Genomic DNA, 16,550 nt, shown 5'->3' on the forward strand with positions numbered 1-16,550 from the left:
TGAAAGCTGAACGCGTGCCTCTCCCGCTCCCTCCTGGTATGCCCGATTCTCCCCGCGAGTTCCTTGCCAATTGGACCGCAAGCAGGGGAAACTTGCGCAATTTCCTGGAGCAACAGGCTTTCGCCCCGCTCGGCGAAGAGCACCAGCGCGCGGCCGGTGAGGCGTCGGCAGCCGCGGCGGTGGAGCACCTCTTCGGCATCGACCTGGAAGCTTTTTCTTCTGGCGTGGATTCTGTTCGGGGTTCCTTCGAATCCGCCGGCGCGCGCTCCATCACTGAGCCAGACCCGGACATCCCCCAAGACGTCGGCGCTGCGGCTTTCTTCGACGTGGATAACACCTTGGTCCAGGGCTCTTCGCTCGTGTCCTTCGCTCTGGGGCTTGCACGCCGCCGCTATTTCAAACTTTCTGAGATCCTTCCCATCGCATGGAAGCAGCTGAAATTCCGGGTCTCCGGTTCGGAGAATGCCGCCGACGTGGCCGCGGGGCGCGTGCAAGCGCTCGAGTTTGTCAAGGGCCGCTCGGTGGAGGAAATGGTGGCGTTGTGCGAGAGCATCGTGGACCAATCCATGGCCCGCAAGGCCTACCCGGGCACGAAGCAGCTGGCGCAGATGCACCTCGATGCCGGCCAGCAGGTATGGCTGGTCACCGCCACCCCCGTGCAGCTGGCGCAGATTCTGGCGCAGCGTTTCGGTTTCACCGGCGCTCTCGGCACCGTGGCGGAGGTCAAAGATGGCCGCTTCACCGGCCGCCTCGTAGGCGATATCCTCCACGGGCCGGGTAAGAAGCACGCCGTGGCGGCGCTGGCCACCTTGGAGAATCTCGATCTTGAGCGCTGTACCGCCTACTCCGACAGCGCCAATGATGTCCCGATGCTTTCCATGGTGGGAACCCCCGTGGCCATCAATCCGGATTCCAAGCTGCGCGATATTGCAGAAGAAAAAGGCTGGCTCATCCGCGATTACCGCTCCGTGCGCAAGGCCGTGCGCACCTACGGTCTCCCCGCGCTAGCCACCGCGCTCTTCTCCTATGGCAGCTGGCGCTTCGTGCGCCGCTAGCTACTGTTTTGAGCCTTGGTGCGCAGCATGTCCATGCACATGACCGCACCAATCAGCCCGGCATGCTGTTGCGGGTCAAGCCCCGGCGCGATGCTGAGGCGGTACGTATTCTCCCCAGCGAGGAACCGGCCCACTCCTCCCCACTCGTTGCGCACCTCCGCCAACGGCTGACCCTGGCTGGTAATCGTGATATTCCAATCCCACACATCGCCTTCGATCTCAATCTCCGGGAAGCCCTCCATTTCCAAGCTCAGGCGCGTCTTCAGGAGGGAGAATTTCTTGGTCACGACCGCCATGGGCTTCTCGACGCCCGGAAGGTACACCTCATAGGTATCCCGCACAAAGTTCGGCGGATCCTTAATCACCATGAGTGGCTGCTGCGGATTACCTTGTTCATCGGTAAAAGCAACCTCGAGGCTGCGGGAAGAGTTGAAGAACATGTCCTTCAGGCTCGTCGACTGCAGAATCGTCCCGACGGGCACACCTTGTTCATCGGCGATCAGGAATTCATCCTGCATAAAAGACTTGGTTTGTGAGATAACCAGGCTGTCAAGGGTGAGGAGTCTAGGCAACATAGTTCGCCATTCTACGTACGTGATGGGCTCCTGTGGGGCGGAGGAATAGGATTCCCCATCCCGACTTTGAGGTCAAATACACGCTCAATAGGGAGAACTAACATACAGACATATTGGCTGGTCAGGATAGATGTCCGGAGCATGTTTTATAGTGCGTTTAGAACATATAACCGATACGCCAAACCCGGGGGACACCGTGAACACCGCAACCCAAACCGCCTACTTTTCCCATATGAATCCTGATTGCGCCCTCGCCGTGGAGCGCAGTGCCGCCCGCCGCGCAGACTACCGCTCGTGGGTAGCTGCCATGCCAGACCTTGATGAGGATTTTGATGTCGCGTGCCAGAGGCTCGTCGCCAAGCTTGGCGTCGGCGACTATACCGTGAGTGAATGCTGCCTGGCCGTGCACCGCCTTACGGAGCTCCCGCAGGTCAAGGCATTACAGGACAGCCAATTCCTACTGGACATGAAGGCTCTCATCACCATCGACCGCACCCTGACAAAGCTGGGCGCGTTGCCGCCGGAAACGCTCGCGCTTATCGACGATGCCTTGATCACCTTCTTCACCCCCACCTCCCCGAACCAGGTCTTTCCTACCCCGGCGCAGATTGGGCGCAAGCTGCGCGATATTTGTAAGAGCATCGATAAGACTTTCTCCTTCCGCGAATCCCCGAAGAAAGACTCATATACCTTCACCGATACCGGCCAGCGCGGCATCCTTGAGCTCAATACGGATAGCGCCACGGGCATGATTTTGGATGGCTACATCAAACAGGCAGCGAAGGAGAATGGGCTCTCGCAGGCCGATGCTTTAAAGAAGCTCATCGCCGGCAGTATCTCCCCGCCGGTGACCGTGATTCTGCACACCTATCAAGCCAGCGATATCGACAACGCCCCCACCTTCGTCCAAGGCTATGGATGGACGTCGCAGGACATGCCCGCCACACGCACGCGCGACCTCTCCTCGCAGCCGCCGGAATCACGCAGCTACATCGCCTCGGAGCTCATCCGTAAATACGTGGAAGGCCGGGATGGCACCTGCCGCGCTCCGGGGTGCAACCGGCCGGCTTACCTATGCCAGATGGACCACCGCGTCAACTACGCCGACGGCGGCGCCACGCACCCGCGCAATCTAGCCAGCTTGTGCCAGCACCACCACAATATGAAGACTGATGGGCGCGCGCATTACATCATGGACCCGCACACCGGAGACATCGTGTGGCTCTACGAAGACGGGACCTGGGCCATGACGGAGCCGACTGGTCCGCTGGCGAAGAAGACGAAGCGTTGGGCGCAGACGGTGGCTCAAAAGATTTCGGCCACCCGCGAGCGCGCCCAGCAGGAAGCTCAGGAAGCACAAGCCGCAGCCGAGGAACCCCGCACCCCGACCTCCCCACAGGAGGACATTCCGTTCTAAGCGGCTTCGTCGTCTGAAACGACGGCACGGTCATCCGAAACGACGGGAAGGAGAAAATAACAGAAACTCCCCGCCACGATCCCAAAAGGACCATGCGGGGAGTTGCAGGCGAAGTTTTACTTGCCCAGCTTGCGACGCTGAACGCGGGTGCGGCGCAGCATCTTGCGGTGCTTCTTCTTGGACATGCGCTTGCGGCGCTTCTTGATGACAGAACCCATAGTAGGTTTCCTCACTTTCGGTATCAGTACGTACGTAAACCGGCCGGCAACGCCTGGAATGAAACCACACACGGTGCACTCGTGGCGGCCCCTGCGAAACAGGGAGACACAGGCATACCAGTGCCGAAACGAATGTTCACTATCTTACCTAGCGGCCTGCCCAGCACCAAAACTAAGGGCAGCGCCCACCGCCACGGACCGCGAGTGGTCCGCAGTGGTGGGCGCTGCCAGAAAGAGGTGAACCCTAGGCTCCGTATACGGAGGCCTCAAGGTATTCCTTGACGGCAGATTCGTGGACGCGGAAGGAGCGTCCCACGCGCACGGCCGGCATGTCACCTGCATGAACCAACCTGTACACCGTCATCTTGGAGACACGCATGATCTCCGCAACTTCGGCGATGGTCAGGAAAGTTCCCTTATCTTCATTCGTCATAGTTTATTTAACCCTTCAGCACGTGACGCGCTGTAGGCTTCCCCTCCCACAGGACTATCACGCACGCGCTCCTGCCAGCTTAGCGTGAAACGTGTGACTAATGCGACCCAAGAGCTAATTTTTTCCTCTTTCGCACCGCTATTCCCCATCAAGCCCGTGTGACAACATATGCCACAGGGCTACCAGAACGGCGGGAAATTTTAAGCAAGCTCCTGCGCACGCTGGGTACATGCTTCGGCGGCACGGAAGAACGCGCCCCGCAGGCTAGACTCCTCAAGTTCACGAAGGGCGGCAGCAGTGGTTCCCCCCGGGGAGGTTACCCCTGCGCGCAAAGCCACGGGATCCTTGCCAGATTCAGCCAGCATGGTGCCCGCGCCTTGGGCAGTGCGGGTGGCTAGCTTTTCGGCGACGTCACGGGTGAGGCCGAGCTGCACGCCGGCGTCGATCAGCGCTTCGGTGACAAGGAAGTAGTAGGCAGGAGCAGAGCCTGCCAGTGCGGTGGCGGCGTCGATGTGCTTTTCCTCGATGACGGCAACCTCGCCAACGGCTTCCAGAAGCTTGACCACGCCAGCCTGCTGCTCCTCGGTGACGTGGGAACCACCCGCGCAGGTGCACATACCCTTGCCCACCAACATGGGGGTGTTAGGCATGACGCGGACGACTGGCACGCTTTCGCCGGCGGCCTTCTCCAACGTCTCGAGGGTCAGGCCAGCAGCCATGGACACAACCACGGCCGTCGTGGGGATGTCGAGGCCTTCAAGGAGCTCCTCGATGGCATAGGGCTTCACACACGCAAAAATGTAATTCGCGCCGTCGATAGCCGCGGCATTATCGCTCGTGACCGACACGCCGTAGGCGCTCTTTAACTCCTCGCTACGCTCGGAACGACGGTTGGTCACCACGATGTCCGCGGCGTCATAGCCCGCATTCACCAGCCCGGAAACTAGGGCTTCACCGATTTGTCCTCCACCAAGTACTGCAATTTTTGTCATGCTTTCCAGGGTGCCAGAAAGGCCAGGATGCGGCCACCAGGCAAGAGCGCTGCCTGCGATCTGAGCTGCTGCCTCACTGACCCCGCGCATGCAAAAGGCATCTGTCTTTTGACAGATGCCTTATGAGAAGGTGCCCTGCGGAACTGGTTCTTACATCACCACAAGGAGCGGGCCGAAGGTCAGCACGAGGCCAGCTACTGCTGCCAGGAACATCGACAGGCCGTCGCGGCTGGTGCGCAGTGCATGGACGATTCCGACGATGACGCCAGTGACAACAACACCGAGCACCAGAACGACCAGGCGGTCGAAGCGGTCCCAGAGGATCTCGAAGCCCTTGAACACGATGGCACCGAGCACGATGCCCACGAGGGCGAGCAGGACGACGGCGAAGGGGTTGAGCTTGTCCTCGTCCTCCTCCTCGTCATAGTCGTCGTATTCTTCAACGTCGTTGTCGACTGCCTCGAGCTCACCCGTGGTGAAGGTGTCCTCGGCGGCGTCCTGTGGCTTCTCATCGACCGGTGCGGAGGTCTTTGCTTCAGGCTTGGTGGCCGTCTTTACCTCAGGCTTTTCAGCTGCCTTTGCATCAGCCTTCTGCTCAGGCTTGTCCTCGGTCTTCTTCTTAGGCTCGTCCTTGACCTTTTGGATGACGCGCGTGTCATCGTCAGAGGGCTTCTCCGTAGAGACGGCGGCAGCCTGGGCCTTGTCGTCGGCCTTCTTGTCCACCTTCTTTGGAGCCTCTTCCTTGCTCTCCTTCTTCGGCGCAGGAATAACCGGGGCTGTCTCATCGATGGAGACACTCGAGTGCTTCGCCTCGGCAGGGGTTGCCTTGACCTTTTCGAGGTTGCCAGTCAGCTCCGCAACCGAGATGCCGCCTTCTTCAAGGCTCCGGCGACGGCGGCGCGGGGTCTTCTCCTCGCCGGATCGGTCCTTCGCGTTACGGGCCAGCAGCTCCGCAACTGTCAACTGTTTCTTGTCAGCCACGTTTCTTTCCTATTCCAGTCCCTTATCGGTACGGCGCAAAATGACACCTTCTCGGAGAGCCCAGGGGCAGATCTCCAACTTTTCGATTCCCAGGGCACGCATGCTCGCCTCCGCCACTAAAGCACCGGCGACGATTTGATGCGATCGGGTAGAACTTACACCCTCAAGGTCCGCCCTGTCAGCTGCAGTCATACGGGAGATGAAGGAAATCAGCTGACGCAGACCCGGCGCCGTGAGCGTGCGCTTCACATAAGGGCCTGCCGACGAAGGCGCAGCACCGGTCAAACGGGCCAGCGTGCGGAACGTTTTGGAGGTGCCCACGGCCAACCCGGCAGGACCCAGCGCGCGCATCTTATCGGCCACGCCGACTAGTTCCGCGTCAATGTAATCCCGCAGCAGGTTCACCTTGGACTTCTGCGGAGGATCAGTATCGAACCAGTTATGGGTCAGACGGCCAGCTCCCAAATCGAGGGAGAAAGCCATCTCCGGGTGTTCGTCGGTACCGGTGGACAGCTCCAGCGAACCGCCGCCGATATCGAGGTTGGTGATGCGGCCAGCGGACCAGCCATACCAACGGCGGGCGGCGAGGAAGGTCAAGCGCGCTTCCTCCTCACCCGACAAAATCTCTAGGCGGACGCCGGTTTGCTTCTCAACTTCATCGAGAACCTTGGCCGAGTTCGTGGCCGAGCGCACGGCGGAGGTAGCAAAGGCGATGAATTCATCACAGCCCAACTTCTGGCCCAGCTCAGCGGCCTCACCCACGGCGGAAATGAGCTTCTTCATACCCTTCTCGTGGATGTTGCCGTCCTTGTCTAGCTGTTCCACCAGACGCAGCGGGGTCTTCCAATCGCTCATCGGCGAAGGCCGCCCACCGGTTGCGGCGTCGACCGCAACGAGGTGGACGGTATTACTTCCGACGTCTAATACACCTAATCGCACGCCTCTAGAGTAGTAGGTCTACCGTGGGTAGGTGTGAATCGCCCGAAATCAAATGAAGTTTACCTGGGATTTCCCGCCTCCTCCCCAGCGGCGGCTTCCATCTTGGCCGGCCGCGAAAAGGCCCCCGACTTCCCCAGAGAGTGGTTTGAATTTACGGATCCAAACGATCCACTCCACATCTTTTCCATCGACCTGACTTGGCTCGAATCGCACTATGCCTGCCAGTTTGGGACGGAGAGATGCCACGGCATCGATAAGCAACAGCCCGACGTCGGCTGCTGCGTGCACGGTGCCTACATGGCTGATGAGACGGATCGGGAGCAGCTTCGCGACGCCGTCGCGCGCATGCCCGCCCGCTTCTGGCAGCACCGCCCTGCGGGGGTAGATGAGTTCCTGAAACACGGAGAACCTGAGGAGTTGGAGCCCTGGCTGGAGTGGGATGAGCTCGACGGCGAGGATGGCGAGCCGGAACCGGCACTGAAGACGCCGCTTGTCGACGGCGCCTGCATCTTCGCCAACCGCGCCGGTTGGCCCACGGGCGCGGGCTGCGCTATCCACCAATGGGCGCTCGAGGCGGGTGAGGAACTCACCGTGGTCAAGCCCGAGGGGTGCTGGCAGCTGCCGATTCGCCGGCACGAAGACTATGAGGAGCGCCCCGATGGGGAGGAAATCCTGCGCACCACTATCGGCGAATATGACCGCCGCGGGTGGGGCAACGGCGGCGAGGACTTCGATTGGTATTGCTCGGCAGATCCCTCCTGCCACATCGCGGAAGAACCGCTGTGGAAATCGCAGAAAACCGAGCTGATCGCGCTACTCGGAGAGGAGTGCTACGAAATTCTGGCCACGCACTGCGAGGCCCGAGCACGTTCCGGAGTCGAGCTCCCGCGGCACCCAGCGGACCCCCGAGCTTAAGCCTCGAACTTATAGCCCAGGCCGCGCACCGTCACGAGTTGCTGTGGGCGGGAAGGCTCGGCCTCAATCTTGGAGCGGAGGCGCTTGACGTGAACGTCGAGGGTCTTGGTATCACCCACATAATCCGCTCCCCAGATGCGGTCAATGAGCTGGCCGCGAGTCAGCACGCGCCCGGCATTGCGCAGCAGGTACTCGAGGAGATCAAACTCCTTGAGCGGCATGGATACCGGCTCGCCGGCCACGAGAACCGTGTGGCGCTCCACGTCCATGCGCACGCGGCCGCCTTCCAGGATTTGCTCGTCGGGCTCCTCCTCAGCGTGCTCAGAAGAGACATCCTGGCCACGGCGCAGCACCGCGCGAATGCGGGCGATGAGCTCGCGGGAGGAATAAGGCTTGGTCACATAGTCATCCGCGCCCAACTCCAGGCCCACGACCTTGTCAATCTCTGAGTCGCGCGCGGTCACCATAATCACCGGCACGGAGGACGTCGCGCGCAGTTGCTTGCACACGTCCGTTCCAGACATTCCCGGCAGCATGAGGTCCAGCAGGACGATATCTACGTTATTTGCCGCAAACTGTTCGAGCGCGCTGGGCCCGTCGGGGGCGAGGAGAACGTCGAATCCCTCCTTTCGGAGGAGGAAGGCGAGGGGATCGGCCAGCGACTCTTCATCTTCAACGATGAGGATGGTGGTCATTGCGCTTTATCCTTTCGACGAGCTGCTACACGCGCCACGGCGCGCTGCAAACCAGGGGCGGCGGAACTGACGGCTCCGTCTTCTATATTATCCCGGTTAATAAGATTATCTGCTGGCTTCTCTTCTGCGTATATAGGGAGCTCAATAGTGAAGGTCGAGCCAGTTCCGGGGCGCGACCACAGCTTGATATTGCCGCCGTGATTAGCCACGACATGCTTCACAATGGCCAAGCCGAGGCCAGTCCCGCCGGTTTGCCGGGACCGCGCCTTGTCGACGCGGAAGAAGCGTTCAAATACCCGCTTCTGATCTTCGGGGGCGATGCCGATGCCGCGGTCGGTGACTCGGATATGCACGACCTTCCCACCAACGACCTTCTGCGTCACCGACACCGGTAGTTCATCCGGCGAATAGTGGATGGCGTTGGAGATCAAGTTCGAGATCGCCGTAACCAGGAGGGATTTATCTCCCATCACGTGAACCCCTGCGGATTCGCCGCGGGTGAGCTGGTTGTGGTGGGAATCGGCGGCGAGCTGGTTGCGGGTAATGGCCTCATCGATGACATCATCGAGGTCGAGCGGCTCCATCTCCGGCAGCGCCTCCGCGCCCTGCAGCTTGGACAGGGAGATGAGTTCGCTGACCATCTCGGCCATGCGGGCGGCTTCCTTCTGCACCCTGCTGCCGAAGTATTCGACGTGCTCGGGATCCCCCGTGTCCTCGAGGAGGGCCTCGGCCAGCAGGGCGATGCCGCCCACCGGGGTCTTCAGCTCGTGCGACACGTTGGCCACGAAGTCACGGCGGGCAGATTCCATGCGCACCGATTCGGACTCGTCGGTGCCATAGACGATGACGAAGCGATCGTCGTTAAGCGTCAGCGGCTGAACCACCGCGCGTACCTGAATCACGCGGTTACCGGTGCGCCGCTTGGGAATGGCGAGGTCCAGCGTTCGGGTCTCCTTATCGTCGAAGACTTCTTCCGCCACCTTCCAAATATCGGGGTTCACGGCACGGTCGTGCACCATCGACATTTCATGGGACGCTGGGTTGGAAAAGATGACCTCTTTGTCGCGCGAGAGCACCGTCATGCCGGCCGGCGATCCCGCCACGGCGAGGTGCAGGACCTGGCTCACGCTGGTGACCTGGTTGGCGTCCGCATCGCGGACGCGGCGGCGTTCCATGCGTTCACGGAACCGAGTCAGCACCGGAATGGCCAGGCCACAGGCCACCACGCCGGCTAGAAAAGCTAAAACCAGTTCCACAATCATTCACGCCCCTACAAAGAATCCCCAAGGAGTATATGCTCCCTGGGGATTGTGCGCAGCACGCAGCTCTCTCGGTGGTTAGTTCTTTCCACCCTGAGCGGCCACGGCGGCAGCGCCGGCAGCGGCAGCTTCCGGATCCAGGTAGGTGCCGCCCGGGTTCACCACGGAACCATCCTCGGTGATCTCGTAGACCAGCGGGATGCCAGTCGGAATGTTGAGGCCGGCAATCTCCTCATCGGAGATCTGATCTAGGTGCTTGACCAGCGCACGTAGGGAGTTGCCGTGTGCGGCGATGAGAACGGTTTCACCCTTCTTGGCGCGCGGGAGGATCTCCTCCTCGAAATAAGGAACGAAGCGCTCGACGACGTCCTTCAGGCACTCGGTGCGCGGAACCTGATCCAGGTTGGCGTAGCGCGGGTCACCGGCCTGGGAGTACTCGGCACCGTCCTCCAGCTCCGGCGGCGGGGTGCCGTAGGAACGGCGCCATGCCATGAACTGCTCCTCGCCGTACTTGTCCTTGGTCTCAGCCTTGTTGAGGCCCTGCAGGGCGCCGTAGTGGCGCTCGTTCAGACGCCAGTCACGCACAACGGGGATCCAGTGGCGGTCCGCGGCGTTGAGCGCGATGTTGGCGGTGCGGATGGCGCGGCGCAGGAGGGAGGTGTAGACAACGTTCGGCAAGATGCCCTGTTCCTTGAGCAGCTCGCCGCCACGCTTGGCCTCACCCTCACCCTTGGCGGTGAGGTTGACGTCAACCCAACCGGTGAACTGGTTGGACTCGTTCCATTCGGACTGTCCGTGTCGAAGTAGAATCAGCTTTCCGTTACTCATAAACACCAGCATGCCACGTTTTTCGGCGGCTCGCCTGTGAACCCGAGCACATCACCCCTAAGTGTGGGTTTATGCCCACTTGTGTGGGATTAGTATCCGATTGCCCGGCGCGCGTGACAGTCCGGAATCTCAATACTCATCGCGTCGGCATAAATATTCTCCAGTTGGGCCGCGGCCGCCGCCCAACTGAATTGCTGGGCGTGATCGACGGCGGCTTCGCCCATGGCGATGCGGCGGGGGTCGTCGTCAAGCAACTGCTCTAGTGCGTCAGCCCAATCCTGCGCCGAATGGGAGTGGACGAGCAAGCCCGTGTCACCATCCGCGACGGCGATGGGCAAGCCGCCGACGGCCGCTGCCACCACGGGCGTTCCGGAGGCCTGCGCTTCCATGGCCACCAGCCCAAAAGACTCGTTGTAGCTGGGCACCGCGACGATATCCGCGGCCTGATAGATGGCCACGAGCTCCTGCGGCGGGCGCGGGCTGAGAAAACGCACCACGCGCTCCACGCCCAGCTCACGGGCCAAATTGTGATAGGTATCCGGAGAGGAATTCGCCCCGGAGGCACCGCCACAGATGACCACGCGCAGACGGCGATCCGGATCGCGCTCCATCAGCTCCGCGGCGGCGCGGATGAGCACGTCGGGACCTTTGAACTTTTGCAGGCGGCCCACAAAGGCCACAACTTTGGTGTGCAGCGGGATGCCCAGCTGGCGGCGGGCACGCTCCGTCATGCGGTCCGTGCCCGGGGTATACAGCTCGGTATCGGCACCCGGGGAAACCACGAGGATATTCTCCGGCGAGGCGTCGTAGTGCTCGATCAGATCGCGGGTTTCCTGGGCGGTGTTGACCACCAGGATGTCGGCGTTATCCACCAGTTGTTGTTCGCAGATGCGGCGGGCTTCAGTTTCCGGGGTGTCATCGAGCGTGCGGTGCACATTCTTCACAGCAGCCAAGGTGTGCGCGGTATGGACGAGGGGGATATCCCAGAGATCACGCAACAGCCAGCCCACCTGGCCGGAGAGCCAGTAGTGGGAGTGGATGACGTCATAGTCCACCTCAAAACAGCGCGCGAAGTTGAAGATGCCGCCCGTGAACGCGGCCAGCTGCGTGGGCAGTTCCTCTTTGCTCAAACCTTCATAGGGTCCCGCCACAATGTTGATGACGCGCAGGCGCTCCTCGACGTCCACCACCTCGCCCTGACTGGGGCGCGTGGCGCGGGTGAAAATATCGACCTCCACGCCGAGGCGCGCGAGCTGACGGGCAGTGTTGAGAACATAGACGTTCATGCCGCCCGCATCCCCGGAACCGGGCTGTTCAAGGGGCGAGGTGTGCATGGAAATCATCGCGATGCGCATAATTGTCCAGTGTATCCCGAAACGAGCCACGTTATACTGGCCCGTACCTCAACCTACGCGACCGAAAGGTGAATCGATGTCGGCATACGAGTCCAAGGCGTGGCTCCAGTACTACCCGGAGTGGACCCCGCATAGCTTGGAGTACGGGGACACCACGCTTCTCGACGTTTACGACAACAACCTCGCGCTCCACCCCGACAAGCCGGCAACCTACTTTTTCGGTCGCACGCAGACCTACGCCGAGCTGGACAAGCAGGTCCGCCGCGCAGCCGCCGGTCTGCGCGCCTTCGGCGTGCGCCCGGGAGACCGCGTTGCCATCGTCGCCCCCAACTGCCCGCAGTTCATCTCTGCTTTCTGGGCCGTGCTTAAGCTGGGCGCCATCGCGGTGCTGCACAACCCGCTCTACACCGCTCACGAGCTGGAGGGTCTGTTTAAGAACCACGGCGCGCGAATCGCCATCGCGTGGGATAAGACGGCCTCCACGTTGGAGAAGCTGCGCCCGACGACCTCCCTGGAGACCGTCGTCTCCATCAACATGATCAACGCGATGCCGACTCCGCAGCGCCTGGCCCTGCGCCTGCCTATTCCGCCGTTGAAGTCCAAGCGCGATCAGCTCACCGCCCCAGCTCCGAATACGGTGCCGTGGGAATCCCTCGTGGGCAACGCGATCGGTGGCGATGGTTCCGATGTCATCACCCCGGAGGAAGTCACCAAGGACACCACCGCGCTCATCCTGTACACCTCCGGCACCACCGGCAGCCCCAAGGGTGCGGAGCTGACCCACGGCAACCTCTTCTCCAATATCTTGATGGGCAAGCACTGGGTACCGGGCCTGGGCGATTCCCCTGAGCGCATGCTCGCCGCACTCCCCTTCTTCCACGCCTACGGCCTGACCATGAATGCCCTCTTGGCTCCGCTCATCGCCAGCGAGCTGGTTCTGCTTCCGAGCCCGCAGATGCCGCTCATCATGGACCTGATGAAGAAGCACACCCCGACCTGGGTGCCGGGCGTGCCAACTCTGTACGAGCGCATCGTGGCGAAGGCGGAAGAAAACGACGTCTCCCTCGACGGCGTGCGCGCGGCCTTCTCCGGCGCGTCCACCCTGCCAGTCAATACCGTGGAGAAGTGGGAGAAGTACACCGGCGGCATGCTCGTGGAAGGCTATGGCCTCACGGAGTGCTCGCCGATTATCGTGGGCAACCCCATGAACGATGATCGCCGCCCCGGCTACGTGGGATTCCCTTTCCCGGACACGGAGATTCGCATCGCTAACCCGGATAACCTGGATGAAACCATGCCCGATGGCCAGGAGGGCGAAGTTCTCGCCCGCGGCCCACAGGTTTTCAAGGGTTACTTCAGCGATGAGGAAGCCACCAAGAAGGCCTTCCACAATGGCTGGTTCCGCACCGGTGATATGGGCGTGATGGAGGAAGATGGCTTCATCCGCTTGGTCAGCCGCATCAAGGAAATCATCATCACCGGCGGCTTCAACGTCTACCCGGGCGAGGTCGAGGAAACGTTGCTGGACCACCCAGACGTCGCGGAGGCCGCCGTGGTGGGCCGCCCGCGTTCGGACGGCTCCGAGGACGTCGTGGCCTGCATCGTGCTGAACGACGGCGCCGCGCTCGACCCCGAGGGCCTCAAGGACTACTGCCGCGAGCGCTTGACCCGCTACAAGGTGCCGCGCACCTTCTACCACTTTGAGAAGCTGGCCACCGACCAGCTGGGCAAGATTCGTCGCCGCGAAGTACAGGCGGATCTGCTCGAGCGCCTGAACGCGGAGAAGTAAACAGAGAGATAGCACTCCATAACCCCGGAGCGATCCCTGCGCGTTAGACGCACATCACCGGGGTTATTGATTTGTCCCGGAAAGATTTCGTTACTTTAAGCAACTTTGCTAAGTTTTGCGAGACTTCTGTCACAGATTGGTTATACTGTTCCCCACATAACAAGTTTGACCACCTAAGGAGTTCGCGAAGATGACCGGATCCCCTGCCCAGGCCCCCTCCGCCTTTGAGACGAAAGCCTGGCTCCAGTATTACCCTGAGTGGACTAAACCCAATCTGGATTACGGCACCGAAACGCTTCTGGACTCCTACCGAGAAACCGTGGAGGAATTCGGCGAAAGACCCGCCACGTGGTTCTTTGGCCACCAGATGACCTACCGCGAACTCGATACCCACGTGCGCGCCGCCGCAGCAGGGCTTAAGGCCTTCGGCATTCGCCCCGGCGACCGTGTCGCCGTAGCACTCCCCAACTGCCCCCAGCACGTGGCGGTCTTCTATGCCATCTTGAAGCTCGGGGCGACCGTCGTGGAGCACAACCCGCTCTACACCGCGGCTGAGCTCGAGCCCCTCTTCCAGGATCACGCCGCCCGCGTTGCCGTGGTCTGGGATAAGGCGAGCCCGGTCTTCGAGGAATTGCGTGATTCCACGCCGCTGGAAACGATCGTCACGGTCAACATGATTGAGGCCATGCCGCGTCCCAAGCAGCTACTACTGCGCTTGCCCCTTCCTTTCATTAAGGACAAGCGGGCCGAGCTTTCAGTTCCCGCCCCCAACACTGTTCCGTGGGGCACGCTCACGGGCCGCGCCATCGGCGGGCAGGGCCAGAAGCTCGAAGATGCCAAGGTCAACCGCGAAGATACCGCGCTAATCCTGTACACCTCCGGAACCACCGGCAGGCCCAAGGGTGCGGAGCTGACCCACTCCAACCTGTATTGCAACATGAAGATGGCGGAAGCGTGGGTGCCCGAATTGGGCAAGAAGCCCGAGCGCATGCTCGCCGCCCTCCCCCTCTTCCACGTCTATGGCCTCACCCTCATCGCCGCCCTCGGCGTGCACATTGGCGGCGAGCTCGTCCTCACCCCAGCGCCTAAGGTGCCGCTGCTCCTCGACATCATGAAGAAGCGCCTGCCCACCTGGATGCCGGGCGTGCCCACGATTTACTCCAAGGTGATGGAGGCAGCCAAGGAACAGAACATCGATCTCCACGGCATCGGGAACAGCCTCTCAGGTGCAGCAGCACTACCGGCAGACATCGTTGAGGAATGGGAAACGGCCACCGGCGGCCTGCTCGTGGAAGGCTACGGGCTCACGGAAACCTCGCCGATCGTGGCCGCGAACCCGCTCAACAAGAACCGCCGCCCCGGTTATATCGGCATCCCCTTCCCGGATACCGAGGTGCGCATCGGCAACCCAGACAACCTCGATGAAACTCAGCCGGATGGCACCGCGGGCGAGCTTCTCGTACGCGGACCGCAAGTATTCAAGGGCTACTTCAACATGCCAGAAGCCACGGAGAATGCCTTCCACAATGGCTGGTACCGCACGGGTGACATGGCACTCATGGAGTCCGATGGCTTCATCAAGATCGTCTCCCGCATCAAGGAGATGATCATTACCGGCGGCTTCAATGTGTACCCAGCCGAGGTGGAAGACGTAATCCGCCAGCACCCGGATGTCACCAACGTGGCCATCGTTGGCCGCCCGCGCGCGGACGGTTCCGAGGATGTCGTGGCCTGCATCATCCTGGAGGATGGCGCGGTGCTCGATCCGGAGGGCCTCAAGGATTACTGCCGCGAGCGCCTGACCCGCTACAAGGTGCCGCGCACCTTCTACCACTTCGAGCACCTAGCCTCTGACCAGCTGGGCAAGGTCCGCCGCCGCGAAGTGCAGAAGGACCTGCTGAAACTGCTCGGCAAAGAAGCTTCCGCCTAAGCCGCGCGGTCGATATAGCGCATCACGCGCGTGGGGTTGAAGGTTCGGTAGAACCCTTCACCAGCACCGACAAGGTGGCTCACCAACGTGCTGAGCTGCCAATCCAGCTGCTCATCGGTGTAGCCCCACTTCGTGGGAATGCGGGCCGTGGCCACCAGGACCAGGTCCTGCTCGTCGGCGCCATCGAGGTTCACCGCCTCGATGCGCGCGGAGTAAACATACTGATTGTCATTCATAAACTCGGCCCAGCGCACGAGCGCATCAAGGTCGCACACACAACGGCCGGAGGGCGTGACGAGGCTGAGCTCAATGTCCCCGGAGCCATCACGAGCGGTTTCAATAGTGATCGAGTGCTCGTTGATGAGGATGCTCACGGCCCCATTCCGGTGGTCCACCACGTGAACGGGCGTGCCGATCATCGCCAGGCGCGTGGCGCGCTCGTGGACCCGCCACATCCCCACTACTGAAACACCATAAGCTTCACTGAAATAGTGGGGAGAGACCGGCTTGATCCCGGCCCCTTTGCGCGGCTTCGAGGGATGCTCCGGAAACTGCTCATCCAGACGGGCGAAGACCGCAGACATTTCTGCCGCATAGCCCGCAATAATGCTTTTGAGCTGAGCATTCGTGGCCGTCGACGGCAGATAAGGCGGTGCGAAGATCCGCAGGTGGGTATGCATAGCGGAGCTTCCACAGGACTCGGCCACGAGGTTGCCGGAGAGCCCGCCGCCGTTGAGATCGTTGACCTCCATGCGCAAAGGCTGCCGGTCTGGGTTGAAGCGCACTGCACCGCCCCAATACCCGAGCACGCAGAGGCCGCCCATCTCCTCGTTGACGTCGATGCTTAAGAATCCGCCGGCAATCTTGATGGTGGGCAGGCCGGTTGAGGAATCCTCCTCAATCTTGCCTGCCAGCTTGGTCATGGTTTTGATAACTCGGCTCTTGCTAATCCGAGCCGGTGTCTTGATTGTTTTCTCAGTTGCTGATTGAGACATAGTCCCCCCTTGATTTTCTTTTCTCTATGCTGCGCGAGCCGATGCTGAGCCACCCCTGCTCCTCCCCGAGCCGTTGCAGTGAGGCCAAGAATACAAAAGGTTGCGCAACTTCGCGCGGCGGAGACGCGGCGAGCACCCCCAACACCCAAACGTGAGAAAAACCTCACATTTTCC

Annotated in this window: 16 protein-coding genes; 5 read left to right on the top strand and 11 right to left on the bottom strand. The window is 61.3% G+C overall.

Annotated features, from left to right (window positions below; translation table 11 throughout):
- Window positions 1–38 precede the first annotated feature (38 nt).
- A complete protein-coding gene (locus tag HMPREF2978_RS05475) occupies window positions 39–1,055 on the top strand; it encodes an HAD-IB family hydrolase (protein ID WP_035117287.1) in 1,017 nt (338 codons plus the stop codon).
- On the opposite strand, the gene HMPREF2978_RS05480 is transcribed toward HMPREF2978_RS05475, so the two are convergent.
- Entirely contained in the window at window positions 1,052–1,630 is a 579-nt protein-coding gene (locus HMPREF2978_RS05480; RefSeq protein WP_070744500.1) for an LURP-one-related/scramblase family protein, read from the bottom strand. The genes HMPREF2978_RS05475 and HMPREF2978_RS05480 overlap by 4 nt on opposite strands.
- Window positions 1,631–1,862: 232 nt before the next feature.
- On the opposite strand from HMPREF2978_RS05480, the gene HMPREF2978_RS05485 reads away from it, so the two are divergent.
- Window positions 1,863–3,047, top strand: coding sequence for an HNH endonuclease signature motif containing protein (locus HMPREF2978_RS05485; RefSeq protein ID WP_070744532.1), 1,185 nt, complete (start codon window positions 1,863–1,865; stop codon window positions 3,045–3,047).
- 116 nt (window positions 3,048–3,163) lie between these two features.
- Here the strand turns inward: HMPREF2978_RS05485 and HMPREF2978_RS12800 are convergent, their stop codons facing one another.
- The 5 genes from HMPREF2978_RS12800 to HMPREF2978_RS05505 form a co-directional block, all read right to left on the bottom strand.
- Window positions 3,164–3,265, bottom strand: coding sequence for a 30S ribosomal protein bS22 (locus tag HMPREF2978_RS12800; RefSeq protein ID WP_003855542.1), 102 nt, complete (start codon window positions 3,263–3,265; stop codon window positions 3,164–3,166).
- A gap of 244 nt (window positions 3,266–3,509) precedes the next feature.
- Entirely contained in the window at window positions 3,510–3,698 is a 189-nt protein-coding gene (locus HMPREF2978_RS05490) for a helix-turn-helix domain-containing protein (RefSeq protein WP_010189818.1), read from the bottom strand.
- 200 nt (window positions 3,699–3,898) lie between these two features.
- Window positions 3,899–4,690 carry a pyrroline-5-carboxylate reductase gene (gene proC, locus HMPREF2978_RS05495; protein WP_070744534.1) on the bottom strand — a complete coding sequence of 264 codons (792 nt, stop codon included), beginning with the start codon at window positions 4,688–4,690 and terminating at the stop codon, window positions 3,899–3,901.
- 150 nt (window positions 4,691–4,840) lie between these two features.
- A complete protein-coding gene (locus HMPREF2978_RS05500; protein ID WP_070744501.1) occupies window positions 4,841–5,671 on the bottom strand; it encodes a hypothetical protein in 831 nt (276 codons plus the stop codon).
- 9 nt (window positions 5,672–5,680) lie between these two features.
- Window positions 5,681–6,610 carry a Ppx/GppA family phosphatase gene (locus HMPREF2978_RS05505; protein ID WP_012714802.1) on the bottom strand — a complete coding sequence of 310 codons (930 nt, stop codon included), beginning with the start codon at window positions 6,608–6,610 and terminating at the stop codon, window positions 5,681–5,683.
- Window positions 6,611–6,643: 33 nt separating this feature from the next.
- Between HMPREF2978_RS05505 and HMPREF2978_RS05510 the strand changes: the two genes are divergently transcribed.
- Window positions 6,644–7,525: a DUF3109 family protein gene (locus HMPREF2978_RS05510; RefSeq protein ID WP_070744503.1), complete on the top strand. Its 882-nt coding sequence runs from the start codon at window positions 6,644–6,646 to the stop codon at window positions 7,523–7,525.
- Here the strand turns inward: HMPREF2978_RS05510 and HMPREF2978_RS05515 are convergent.
- The 4 genes from HMPREF2978_RS05515 to mshA form a co-directional block, all read right to left on the bottom strand.
- Window positions 7,522–8,220, bottom strand: coding sequence for a response regulator transcription factor (locus HMPREF2978_RS05515; RefSeq protein WP_070526129.1), 699 nt, complete (start codon window positions 8,218–8,220; stop codon window positions 7,522–7,524). The genes HMPREF2978_RS05510 and HMPREF2978_RS05515 overlap by 4 nt on opposite strands.
- Window positions 8,217–9,482 carry a sensor histidine kinase gene (locus tag HMPREF2978_RS05520; RefSeq protein WP_070526130.1) on the bottom strand — a complete coding sequence of 422 codons (1,266 nt, stop codon included), beginning with the start codon at window positions 9,480–9,482 and terminating at the stop codon, window positions 8,217–8,219. The genes HMPREF2978_RS05515 and HMPREF2978_RS05520 overlap by 4 nt, the downstream gene beginning before the upstream one ends.
- A 75-nt stretch (window positions 9,483–9,557) precedes the next feature.
- Window positions 9,558–10,307 (bottom strand): phosphoglyceromutase, encoded by a 750-nt coding sequence (locus tag HMPREF2978_RS05525; RefSeq protein ID WP_029158966.1) that lies wholly within the window; start codon window positions 10,305–10,307, stop codon window positions 9,558–9,560.
- An 89-nt stretch (window positions 10,308–10,396) separates the two neighbouring features.
- Complete coding sequence (gene mshA, locus HMPREF2978_RS05530) at window positions 10,397–11,662, bottom strand: D-inositol-3-phosphate glycosyltransferase (protein ID WP_070744505.1); 1,266 nt, start codon at window positions 11,660–11,662, stop codon at window positions 10,397–10,399.
- Window positions 11,663–11,738: 76 nt separating this feature from the next.
- Between mshA and HMPREF2978_RS05535 the strand changes: the two genes are divergently transcribed.
- Together HMPREF2978_RS05535 and HMPREF2978_RS05540 are read left to right on the top strand one after the other, a co-directional pair.
- Window positions 11,739–13,451: a long-chain-fatty-acid--CoA ligase gene (locus tag HMPREF2978_RS05535; RefSeq protein ID WP_070744507.1), complete on the top strand. Its 1,713-nt coding sequence runs from the start codon at window positions 11,739–11,741 to the stop codon at window positions 13,449–13,451.
- Between the two features lie 190 nt (window positions 13,452–13,641).
- Complete coding sequence (locus HMPREF2978_RS05540; RefSeq protein WP_070744509.1) at window positions 13,642–15,381, top strand: long-chain-fatty-acid--CoA ligase; 1,740 nt, start codon at window positions 13,642–13,644, stop codon at window positions 15,379–15,381.
- On the opposite strand, the gene HMPREF2978_RS05545 is transcribed toward HMPREF2978_RS05540, so the two are convergent.
- A complete protein-coding gene (locus tag HMPREF2978_RS05545; protein ID WP_070744511.1) occupies window positions 15,378–16,304 on the bottom strand; it encodes a hypothetical protein in 927 nt (308 codons plus the stop codon). The two genes, HMPREF2978_RS05540 and HMPREF2978_RS05545, sit on opposite strands and share 4 nt — an antisense overlap.
- Window positions 16,305–16,550: the final 246 nt, after the last annotated feature.

It is taken from the genome of Corynebacterium sp. HMSC074C01, from assembly GCF_001814605.1.
GTDB lineage: Bacteria > Actinomycetota > Actinomycetes > Mycobacteriales > Mycobacteriaceae > Corynebacterium.